Source organism: Promicromonospora sp. NPDC019610, assembly GCF_044389365.1.
Lineage (GTDB): Bacteria > Actinomycetota > Actinomycetes > Actinomycetales > Cellulomonadaceae > Promicromonospora.
Map to the genome: position 1 here is coordinate 1,827,276 of NZ_JBIRXX010000002.1, position 10,863 is coordinate 1,838,138.

The window sequence follows — 10,863 nt, forward strand, 5'->3', positions numbered from 1 at the left end:
CCCTCTCCTGGAGGGCACCCCGCACCATCCGACCCAGCACGAGGGAGTGTTGATGTCCGCACCGCACCGCCGGGCTCACCGCCGGGCACTGGCCGCGACGACCGGTCTGGTCGTCGCGCTCGGTGCCCTGGTCCCCGCGACCACTGCCGCCACCGCCCACGACGTCCCGCCCGGCTCGGAGCACGCCGGCTCCGACCATGCCGGCTCCGACCATGCCGAGGCCACCGCGTTCGACAAGGTCCCGCTCGTCACGGAGGGCCTCGCCGACCCGTTCGAGCTCGACGTGGCCGACGACGGCCGCGTCGTCTACATCCAGCGCACGGGCCAGGTGATCGTGCTGGAGCAGGAGACCCTGCGCCAGACCACGGCCCTGGACCTGGACTACTCGCTCGACCTGCTCACGCAGTCCGACGGCCTGCTGGGCCTGACCCTCGACCCGGACTTCACCGAGAACGGGTGGCTGTACCTGCTGTGGAGCGACCCCGACGTCGCGAAGATGAACCTCTCGCGGTTCACCATGGGGCCGGACGACACCATCGACCCGGCATCGGAGAAGCGGCTGCTCGACTACACGATCTGGCGTGGTGAGGGCCGCGCCAACTCGCACATGGCCGGCTCGCTCGCCATGGGGCCGGACGGCGACCTGTACATCGCCACGGGTGACAACTCCGACCCGTTCGACCAGGCGGGCTACACCCCGATCGACGAGCGGCCCGGCCGCCGCGGCTGGGACGCGCAGGGCACGTCCGCCAACACGAACGACCTGCGCGGCAAGGTGCTGCGCATCACCCCGGAGGACGACGGCACGTACTCGGTCCCGGACGGCAACCTGTTCCCACCGGGCACGGAGAACACCCGCCCGGAGATCTACGGGATGGGCTTCCGCAACCCGTTCCGCATCACGGTCGACCCGGGGACCGGCGCGGTGCTCATCGGGGACTACGGGCCTGACGCCCGGGTGGCCAACCCGCTGCGCGGCCCCGACGGCCAGGTCGAGTTCATCCGGATGACCGAGCCGGGCAACCACGGGTGGCCGTACTGCCACGCCGACAACCAGGCGTACATCGACTACGACTTCGCCACCGGCGCCTCGGGCGATGCGTTCGACTGCGCGCACCCGGTCAACGACTCCCCCAACAACACGGGCCTGCGCGAGCTCCCGCCCTCGCAGCTGCCGCTCGTCTGGTACGGCTACGGGGTCTCGGAGGAGTTTCCCGAGCTCGGCTCCGGCGGGGCGGCCCCCATGGGTGGCCCGGTCTACCGGTTCGACCCGGAGCTGGACGTCAAGACGAAGTTCCCTTCAGAGTTCGACGGGCACTGGTTCGTCTCCGAGTACGCCCGCAACTACTACAAGGTGCTCTCGCTCGACGAGGCCACGGGTGAGCTGGCCTCGATCGACCCGTTCCTGGAGGGCGAGACCTTCGTCGCCCCGTTCGAGGCCGAGTTCGGCCCTGACGGCTCGCTCTACATCATCGACTTCGGCCGCGGCTCGGGCGCCGGGCGCGGGAGCAGCAACACCGACGCCGGCATCTACCGCGTCGACTACGCGGCCGACGGCCGGCGGCCCCTGTCCCGGTTCACGGCCGACGTCGACTCCGGCCACGAACCGCTGACCGTCGCCTTCGACGGCGCCGCCAGCGAGAGCCCCGACGGGCTGGAGATCACCTACGCCTGGGACTTCGAGAACGACGGCGTGGTCGACTCCACCGAGGCTGACCCGAGCCACACCTACACCGGGCGCGGCCAGTTCAGCGCCCGTCTGACGGTCACGGACAGCGAGGGCTTCACCGGCGTCTCCGTGCAGAAGATCACGGTGGGCAACACCCGGCCGGACGTCTCCTTCGGGGCGCCGTACCACGGCGGGTTCGCCGAGCTCGGCGACACCGTCGACTACTCCGTGGACGTGGCGGACGTCGAGGACGGCTCGACGGAGGCGGGCACCATCGACTGCGAGCAGGTCACGGTGAACACCCAGCTCGGCCACGACTCCCACGCGCACCCCCTGGACAACTACACCGGGTGCTCCGGGTCGGTGTTCCTCGACCCCGCGGACCACGGCGTGGGGCAGAACGTCTACCCCGTGCTCGGGGCGGGCTACGAGGACCTGGGCGCCGCCGGCGTCCCGGCCCTGGCCGGCCAGGACACGGCCCGGCTCCAGGTACGCGACAAGGAGGCCGAGTTCTACGTCGACAGCTCGGGCGTCACGGTGGCGGACGGCGCCGACGCCCGCGGCGGGCGGCTCGTGACCGACGTCGACCACGGCGACTGGATCGCGTTCGGCCCCGTCGACCTGCGCGGCATCGACGCCCTGACGGTGGGCGCCGTCCGCGGCGCCGCCGACACGACCGTCGAGGTGCGCGCCGGCAGCCCGACCGGGCGCAAGCTCGGCCAGGTCCAGGTCGCCAGGGCCACCGGGGCCGGGCAGGTCGTCTCGCCCACGATCGACCTCCCGGACCAGCAGGGCGGCACCACGCTCTACCTCGTCGCGAAGAGCAAGCGTGAGCCGGCCGACGGCGCGAACCTCGGTCTCGACTGGCTCGTCTTCCACGGCCGCGGCGTCGCCGACGACACCGCCCCGGTCGTGACGGCGGAGGCCGGCCGCGGCGCGGTCCGGGCGGGCGGCTCGGTCGACCTGTCCGGGTCGGCCGTGGCACCCGAGGGGCGCGAGATCGTCTCCTACCGATGGGACCTGGGTGACGGGACCACCGCGGACGGGCAGGGCGTCACGCACGTCTACGAGCACCCGGGCCGGTACACGGCCCGGCTGATCGCGACGGACAGCGAGGGCACGCGGGACTGGACGACGGTCGAGCTGACGGTCCGGGGCTGACCCCGCAGTCGACACGAGACCGGCCCGGACCACCGCGAGGTGGTCCGGGCCGGTCTCGGTCCCCGCGCAGGACCTACTCCGCGAGGATCTCGCGGCTCAGCTCGTCCATCTCCGCGAAGACGTCGTCCTCGCGCTGCCCGGTGAAGTACCCCTCCATCAGCGGGCTGATCGCCGAGCCCATCTTCTGGCCGCCGGCGAACACCGGCGTCTCGAACAGCGTCCCGTCCACGAACTGCTGCGTGTAGGGCGTCACGTCGATGCCCTGGTCGAGCAGCGCCGCCTGGGTCTTCTTCATCGACGAGTCGATCGACGGGAAGAACGTGCCGTCGGCACCCGCGACGTCCTGGCACTCGGGCGAGTTCATGTAGGCGACCCACTTGAACGCCGCCTCCGGGTGCTTGGTGCCCGCCCAGACGGAGTCCGCGTTCGAGTTGGAGAGCCCGGCACGCTGCCCGTCCGCACCCTGCACCGAGGGCGCGATCCCGACGTCGACGCCGTCGAGCGCGAAGAACGTCGTCGCGTACCAGGACCCGCCCGAGACCATGGCGACGCTGCCCGTGCCGAGCTGCTCGGCCGGGCCCAGCGTGAACTGTCCCTCGACCGGCGACAGGCCGCGCTCCCCCAGGCCGCGCAGGTACTTCGCGGTCTTCACGAACCGCTCGTCCTCGTACCGGAACGTGGTGGGGAAGCTGTCCTTGTCGCCCAGCTCCCAGCCGGTCGTCGAGGCGAAGTTGGCCCAGGTGTCCTGGCCGTTGATCCCGTTGGAGCCGAGGCTGTTGATCCCGTAGGTCGCCACATTGTCCTTGTCGAAACCCGGCTCGTCGCCGCGCACCCCGTTCTCGTCGACCGTGAGGCGGGCGACGACCTTCTCGAAGGTGCCGCCGTCGTCGGGGTTCCAGGTCATGTTCTGCACGTCGTCCTCGGTGAGGCCGGCGTCGGCGAGCTTCGCCCTGTCGTAGAAGAAGCCGACCGTCGCCCAGTCCTTCGGCAGGCCGTAGGTGGCGCCGTCGCTGTACGTCCAGGTGTCGACGCCGACGCCGAGCTGCCCGACGTCGTACCCCGTCTCCTCGATGAGGTCGTCGAGCGGCAGGAGCTGGCCCTGGTCGACGAACTCGGGGTAGTTGGAGGTGTGGTTCATGAACGTGTCCGGGGCGTTGCCGGCCACGAAGCCCGCGGTGAGCTTGGTCCAGTAGTCGTCCCAGGCGTACTGCTGGACCTCGACCTCGATACCGGGGTTGGCCTGCTCGAACGGCTCGACGCACTTGCCCCAGGACACGGCCTGCTTGTCGTCCCAGGTCCACCACTGGATGGTGCCGGTGGCGGCGTCGCCGTCCCCTGGTCCTGACGCGCCGCACGCCGAGAGGGCGAGCAGCGCGGCCGCGCCCCCGAGCGCGAGAAGGGTACGTGCCGGTGTGTTCCTGCGGTGCGGCCGGGGCCTCGCGGTGGCGCTGGTCCGGTGCCGATCGACGGTGATCATGGTCCAGACCGTAGGGTCCTACCCCCGGCGTCCGGAATGGGGAGTTCTGCGGTGCGGCCTGGACGATCCGACGGCTCACCTGTGGACACCACCGCCCCCGCCCGGCTAACGTTCCGGCCATGACGTCGCCCCGCATCTGCCTGGACTGGTGGCCCGCCGACTAGGCGGGCTCGCGACGCATCCACTCACGTCCACGACCGCCTCGCCCGAGGCGGTCGTTTCGTGTTTCCCCACGAGACTCCCGGTTCCGGGCGAGCACCCCGCACCGAGAGGCTCCACATGTCCCTCCACCCTGGCTCGACCGGCCCGCACCCGCACTCGCACCCGCTCCTGGACCGGGTCCTGGCCTCCGACGGCTCGCTCCCCTTCGCGCTCCTGCGCCGCCACGGCGGCACCGAGGTCGAGGTGCTGACCGGCGACGTCGTCGACGCCGACCTGCTGCGCGACATCCCGCTCGACGGCGCGCCCGTGCTCGCGGTCGTGCCCTACCGCCAGGCCCGCGAGCGCGGCTTCACCGTGCAGGACGACGGTGCCCCGCTGCGGTGCCTGGTCGTGCGCGCGTCCGAGCGCGTCGCCCTGGCCGACGCCCTGGCCGCGCTGCCGCCCGAGCCCGTGGCCGCCGAGCCGCTGGGCTTCGACATCGCCGACGACGAGTACGCGGGCATCGTGCGCCGCGTGATCGACGACGAGATCGGGCAGGGCGCGGGCGCCAACTTCGTGGTGATGCGCAGCTTCGAGGCCCGCACCGACGCCGCCCCCGTGCGCACCCTGACGTCGTGGTTCCGCGCGCTGCTCACGCACGAGGTCGGCTCGTACTGGACGTTCGCGATCCACGCGCCGGCGCCCACGACGTCCCGGGGCGACACCGCGCCCGCCGTCGGCCCGGCCGCGGAGGCCGTGTCCCTGGCGGGCGCCACCCCGGAGCGGCACCTGACCCTGGACGACGGCGTGGCCCGGATGAACCCGATCAGCGGCACCTACCGCCACCCGGCGTCGGGCCCCACGCGCGAGGGCGTCCTGGACTTCCTGGCCGACACCAAGGAGAACGAGGAGCTCTTCATGGTGGTCGACGAGGAGATGAAGATGATGAGCGCGCTCTGCCCGGACGGTGGGCGCATCGTGGGCCCGTACCTCAAGCAGATGGCGCGGCTCAGCCACACCGAGTACCTGCTGGAGGGCCGCACCACGGTGGACCCGCGCGACGCGCTGCGCCTGACGATGTTCGCGCCGACCGTGACAGGGTCGCCCATGGAGAACGCCTGCACGGTGATCGCCCGGCACGAGACGCGGCCGCGCGGGTACTACTCGGGGTTCCTGGCCCTGTTCGAGCCGGAGGCCGCGTCCGGGCCGGACCTTTCCGGCGACCCCGCCGGTTACTCCCTTGACGCCCCGATCCTCATCCGCACGGCCTACCTGCACGCGGGCGGCCGCGTGTCCGTCCCCGCCGGGGCCACGCTCGTGCGGCACTCGGTGCCCGAGCACGAGGTGGCCGAGACCCGCGCCAAGGCGGCGGGGGTGCTCGCCTCGCTCGGCCTCGTGCCGCGGGGCGCGGGGCCCGACGCCGTCGTCGACCTGAACGCGCAGCCCGGCGTCGCCGAGGCGCTGACGGCGCGCAACCAGCAGCTCGCCGAGTTCTGGGTGCGGCCGCAGGAGGCCGCGAGCGCCACGCCCGCCCGGCCCGCCCCGTCCGGCGCGACGGCGTCGGGCCGCGTGCCGTCCGAGGCCGCCGGGGGGTCGCCGCTGGTCGGCCGGGACGTGCTCGTGGTCGACCACGAGGACCAGTTCACGACGATGCTCGCCCACCAGCTGGGCCACCTGGGCATGAACGCGCGCGTGGTGCGGTGGGACGCCGTCACGGACGTGCTCGCGGACGACCTGGTGGTGTTCGGCCCCGGGCCGGGCGACCCGCGCGACCAGGAGGACCCGCGCATCGCCGCCCTCACGCGCCGGATCCTGGAGCGCGTCACGGCGGGCCGCCCGCTGCTCGCCGTCTGCCTGAGCCACCAGGTGCTCGCGGGTCTGGCGGGCTTCCCCCTGCGCGCGCTGCCCGCGCCGCGGCAGGGCGTGCGGCTGGACGCCGACGTGTTCGGCACGACGGCCGCCGTCGGCTACTACAACACCTTCGGCGCGCACCTGACCACGGTCTCGGCCGCCGCGGCCGACAACCCCGTGGCGCGGCTCGCGCTGGAGCCGTCCGTCGACGCGGACGGCGTGCTGACGGCGCTGCGCGGGCCGGGCGTGGCCTCGGTGCAGGGGCACCTGGAGTCGGTGCTGTCGGCCGACGGCATCACCGTGCTCGACCGCCTCACGCGCCACGCCCTGGGTGTCCCGGGCCGGACCGTCACGCGGGCGTCGTCGTCCCCAGCTTCGTCAGGGTGGTGAGGGCCAGCGCCGCGAGCGCCGCCGCCTGCTCGCCGAGCACGGCGTCGTCGAAGCGGACCTTCGCGGAGTGGTTGGACGGCGCGGCGTCCGCGGGGACGTCGTCGGGCCGGGCGCCGAGCTGGACGAAGCAGCCGGGCACGCGCTGCAGCACGTAGGAGAAGTCCTCGGCGCCCATGATCGGTTCGGGCCGCTCGACGACGCGGCCGGGCCCGTACAGACCGGTCAGGACGCTGCGCGTGTGGTCCCACATGGCGGCGTCGTTGACCGTCACGGGGTACTCCGGTTCGAGGACGACGTCGGCGGTGCAGCCGTGGGCGGCGGCGATGCCCTGGACCAGCCGCGGGAGCTCGGCCGTGAGCTGGGCCAGGGACGCGTCCGACAGGGTGCGCACGGAGGCGGTGAGCTCGGCCCGATCGGGGATGACGTTCGAGGCGGTGCCCGCGTGGAGCTGGCCCACGGTGATCACCACGGGGTCGAACACGCTGACGCGCCGGGTCACGTAGGACTGCAGCGCCAGCACGATCTCGGCGGCGACCGGTACGGGGTCCACGGACATCCACGGTGACGAGCCGTGGCCGCCCCGGCCGTGCACGGTGATGTCCAGGATGTTGACGCCGGCCCAGGCGGGGCCGGGCCGGGAGACGAACAGCCCCTTGTCGTACAGGCCGGTGACGTGGATCCCGAACGCGGCGTCCACGGGGGTGCCGGCGGCGTCCAGGACGCCCTCGGCGATCATCGGGAGCGCGCCGCCGGGTCCCTCCTCGCCGGGCTGGAACATGAGGACGACGTTGCCCGCGAGCTCGTGCCTCCGGGCGCTGAGCAGGCGGGCCGCGCCGACCAGGCCGGCCACGTGCAGGTCGTGCCCGCACGCGTGCATCGCGCCGTTGGTCGAGGCGAACGGCTCGTCCGACTCCTCGACCACGGGCAGGGCGTCCATGTCGCCGCGCAGCAGCACGGTGGGCCCCTGGCCGGCCGGCTGGCGGTCCCCCCGCAGGACGGCGACGACGGAGCTGAGCCCCGTGCCGGTGGTGATCTCCAGGGGCAGCCCGTCGAGCGCCTCCAGGACGGCGGCCTGCGTTCGCGGCAGGTGCAGGCCGATCTCGGGGTGCTGGTGGATGCGCCGTCGCAGGGCGACCAGGTCGGGTTGGATCAGGGCTGCGTCGTCGAGAAGGGCCACGGTGCCAGAGCCTACGGGGCGTGGTCGAGGGGTGATTTCTGCTCCAGACCGTGGCGCCACGTGGCGACCGGGCCCCGTGCGCAGTAGGTCTGGTGGTGCCGACCTGATACATGCCGACCTGATACATGCCGACCTGATACATGGAGGTAGTCATGCGGCAGAAGAAGCACCCGACGCGGCTCAGGAACTGGGTCGCGACCGTTGCCGGGGCGTTCTCGCTCGTCGCGGCGTCCGTGACGGCCGCGCCCGCGAGCGCCGCGCCCGCGAGCGCCGCGGCATGGGAGAACGACCTCGTCGTCACCGACACCTACTACATACCGGCGCAGGACCGCTACGTGCAGGCCCGCTGCCGCGTGGACGTCCGTCCGATCGGCGCCAAGAACCTGCCGGGCTACGTGACCGTGAAGGGCAAGGTGCGGTGCAACCACAAGCTGCTGGCGGGCGGTGACGTCGGGTTCCGCCTGGGCAGCCACGGCGGGACGGCGGGTTCCTTCCACGCCGACCTGAAACGCATCCGCAAGGGCAGCAAGCCGGACAGGAACGCCACGTTCTCCGAGCGCGTCTACATCTTCCCGTCCGACTACGCGCGCGCCGGGGGCCCGGGGACGTGGGCCGTCCGTGACCTGGAGCTCGACGTCGACCTCCGCAAGATCGGCGGCGGACGGTGGTGGCTGTCGGGCAGCGGGTCGAGGACCGTCGAGACCTTCCGGGCCTACTGAGGCGCTCCGCGAGCGTCCGTCGTCGGATCAGCACCAGCGACCAGGTCGCCGTACGGGTCGTGGCCGACCGCGAGCGTGAGCCGGCGGGTCCGGTCGCGTGCGACACCTGACCGAGCCCGCCCACCCCGAGGTGCGCTTCTGCCCCGTCATTGGGCCCGAAACCAGCGTGTTTTCGGGCCCAATGACGGGGCAGAAGCGCACCTTGGTGGGCGCGGGTCCGTCGTGCCTCGGCCGGCGCCGACGAATCGACCAGGCGCTGCGCGAGACCGCCGTCGACGAGCCTTTTGTGCGTACGGCCGGGAGGTACTCGGCGCACCTGAAGGAGGGACGGCGTCCCGGGCCCGCACGGTGCTGCTTCCCGCTAACTTCGGCCGGGACATGGACCGTCCGACGAAGAGGATCCGATGAAGCCCGACCACTACGACGAGTTCGCGGCCAGCTACGACACCGAGAACTCCGGGAGCCTGCTCAACGCCTGGTACGAACGACCGGCCATGGTCCGCCTCGCGGGCGACGTGCGGGGGCGCAAGATCCTCGACGCGGGCTGCGGCTCCGGACCGCTGTCCGCCGAGCTCCGTGATCGCGGCGCCGACATGACCGGGTTCGACGGCAGCCCCTCGATGGTCGAGCTCGCCCGTCGCCGGCTCGGCGACGACGTCCCGCTGACGGTGGCGGACCTGGCGCAGCCGCTGCCCTACGCGGACGACACCTTCGACGACGTCGTCTCCTCCCTCGTCCTGCACTACCTCGAGGACTGGCGGCCGCCGCTGACCGAGCTGCACCGGGTCCTCAAGCCGGGCGGCCGGCTCATCCTCTCGGTCAACCACCCGCTCGTGCGCCCCTTCAACTATCCGAAGGAGGACTACTTCGCCGTCCAGCAGTACTCCGAGGAGTACGACTTCGCGGGCCAGCCCGGGACGCTGACGTACTGGCACCGCCCCCTGCACGCGATGGTCGACGCCTTCACCGCCGCGGGGTTCGGCGTCGCGTCCGTGGCCGAGCCCCCGCCGTCCCCGGACACGCCGACCGAGCTCCTCCCGCCACGCATCGCGACCGGCGAGCGGACCGCCTTCGTGTCCTTCCTCTTCTTCGTCCTCGAGGCCCGCTGAGCCCTACGTGCGCCGCGCGCCGCCGCTATCACAGCGGGAATCATTTCGCGCTTTACACGCCAATATCCCTTTCACGTTGCAGTGTCCGTGTCGCCTACTTAACGTATGGAACGCGAACACCGTTCGACTCACCGGACATCATCCGGTGATCCCCTTTTGTGAAAGGACTCGCACACGTGAGCCTCATCGACATCATCTCGCACCTGCTGGACAACCTGGGCTGCACCCTCGAGCAGATCCTGCAGCTCCTGGGTCTCTGACCTGGTGCGACACCGCTGACCTGGTAGCCCCGTCCAAGGGCTTCCGGTAGCGGAGCTGGAATCACTCCCCCAGCAGACGAACTCCCCTCGCGGCATTCCGCGAGGGGAGTTCGTTCGTTTGCGCCGCACGCAGAACACATTGCGTCAACGCATTGTTTGCCGTTTCGACTGGACAATTCACGGAGCCACCTCTAAGCGCGGAATGGGCGGCTCAGTCGATCCAGACGAGCACGCCCATCCCGGCGTCGGCGGCCTCGGCGAAGAAGTCAGTGAGCCGCTTGAGGTGTCCCGCGAGATAGCCCTGCCAGTCCGAGTCAGCGGCCCACAGGCCCAGCGGATAGACCTCGGCCGCGACGAGGACGGCGGCCGGTACGGCACCCACGACGGCATCGACGTCGAGACCCCGGAGCGCCGCAGACAGCTCCGCGACCCGCTCCACGCTCAGCCACGACGGCGGCCCGTAGCCCCAGTCGTCCGCTCCTGGCACCTGCGCGTCCCCGTGGACGGCGGCGGTCGACACGCCGGCACGCTCCAAGACGAACGCCAGCCCGTGCCAGGCCTTGTCGACGTCCATCAGACGCGCGTCCGGGTCGGCCCCTTCGTCCTCCAGGTCCCACAGCTCGTCAATCAGATCCCGCGTCGACTCCGGATCGGCCAGTGTCAGACCCAGGTCGTGCGGCGCCAGGCGCATGTACTCGCCGATCATGCTCATGCGCCGCACCGTACGGGCACCCACTGACACTGCCGGTGCCACGACCCCCGCCGGACGCCGGACGGCTGATGTCCGAGCCGCCATCGAACGTAGGAGTGGTGGCGCTCAGAGCCCTCAGAGAGCGACCACACCAAACATGGACGCCCGACCGGGGGGCGGGGCGGCGGGGGCGCCCCGGCGGGCGCTTAAGAAACTGA

The 10,863-nt window shown here is 72.0% G+C and carries 7 protein-coding genes; 4 read left to right on the forward strand and 3 right to left on the reverse strand.

Translation table 11 applies throughout. The annotated features are described in order from the left end of the window. Positions 1–52 precede the first annotated feature (52 nt). On the forward strand, positions 53–2,830 hold the full coding sequence (locus ACH45N_RS19815) for a PKD domain-containing protein (protein WP_397396954.1): 2,778 nt from the start codon (positions 53–55) through the stop codon (positions 2,828–2,830). Positions 2,831–2,903: 73 nt separating this feature from the next. On the opposite strand, the gene ACH45N_RS19820 is transcribed toward ACH45N_RS19815, so the two are convergent. After that, positions 2,904–4,307, reverse strand: coding sequence for an ABC transporter substrate-binding protein (locus ACH45N_RS19820; RefSeq protein WP_397396956.1), 1,404 nt, complete (start codon positions 4,305–4,307; stop codon positions 2,904–2,906). Positions 4,308–4,586: 279 nt separating this feature from the next. Between ACH45N_RS19820 and ACH45N_RS19825 the strand changes: the two genes are divergently transcribed. After that, a complete protein-coding gene (locus ACH45N_RS19825; RefSeq protein WP_397396958.1) occupies positions 4,587–6,689 on the forward strand; it encodes an anthranilate synthase family protein in 2,103 nt (700 codons plus the stop codon). Here the strand turns inward: ACH45N_RS19825 and ACH45N_RS19830 are convergent. Continuing rightward, positions 6,649–7,866, reverse strand: coding sequence for a M20 family metallopeptidase (locus ACH45N_RS19830; RefSeq protein WP_397396960.1), 1,218 nt, complete (start codon positions 7,864–7,866; stop codon positions 6,649–6,651). The two genes, ACH45N_RS19825 and ACH45N_RS19830, sit on opposite strands and share 41 nt — an antisense overlap. 152 nt (positions 7,867–8,018) lie before the next feature. On the opposite strand from ACH45N_RS19830, the gene ACH45N_RS19835 reads away from it, so the two are divergent. Together ACH45N_RS19835 and ACH45N_RS19840 are read left to right on the forward strand one after the other, a co-directional pair. Further along, entirely contained in the window at positions 8,019–8,585 is a 567-nt protein-coding gene (locus ACH45N_RS19835; RefSeq protein WP_397396962.1) for a hypothetical protein, read from the forward strand. 404 nt (positions 8,586–8,989) lie between these two features. Further along, positions 8,990–9,694 carry a class I SAM-dependent methyltransferase gene (locus ACH45N_RS19840; RefSeq protein WP_397396964.1) on the forward strand — a complete coding sequence of 235 codons (705 nt, stop codon included), beginning with the start codon at positions 8,990–8,992 and terminating at the stop codon, positions 9,692–9,694. Positions 9,695–10,165: 471 nt separating this feature from the next. Here ACH45N_RS19840 and ACH45N_RS19845 read toward each other — a convergent pair whose 3' ends face one another. After that, positions 10,166–10,666, reverse strand: coding sequence for a DUF1877 family protein (locus ACH45N_RS19845; protein WP_397396966.1), 501 nt, complete (start codon positions 10,664–10,666; stop codon positions 10,166–10,168). Positions 10,667–10,863 lie beyond the last annotated feature (197 nt).

Excerpts from the sequence above, each read along its gene's own strand:
- ACH45N_RS19835 (WP_397396962.1), top strand. The coding sequence starts at position 8,019 with ATGCGGCAGAAGAAGCACCCGACGCGGCTCAGGAACTGGGTCGCGACC.
- ACH45N_RS19820 (WP_397396956.1), bottom strand. The coding sequence starts at position 4,307 with ATGATCACCGTCGATCGGCACCGGACCAGCGCCACCGCGAGGCCCCGG.
- ACH45N_RS19815 (WP_397396954.1), top strand. The coding sequence starts at position 53 with ATGTCCGCACCGCACCGCCGGGCTCACCGCCGGGCACTGGCCGCGACG.
- ACH45N_RS19845 (WP_397396966.1), bottom strand. The coding sequence starts at position 10,666 with ATGAGCATGATCGGCGAGTACATGCGCCTGGCGCCGCACGACCTGGGT.
- ACH45N_RS19825 (WP_397396958.1), top strand. The coding sequence starts at position 4,587 with ATGTCCCTCCACCCTGGCTCGACCGGCCCGCACCCGCACTCGCACCCG.
- ACH45N_RS19840 (WP_397396964.1), top strand. The coding sequence starts at position 8,990 with ATGAAGCCCGACCACTACGACGAGTTCGCGGCCAGCTACGACACCGAG.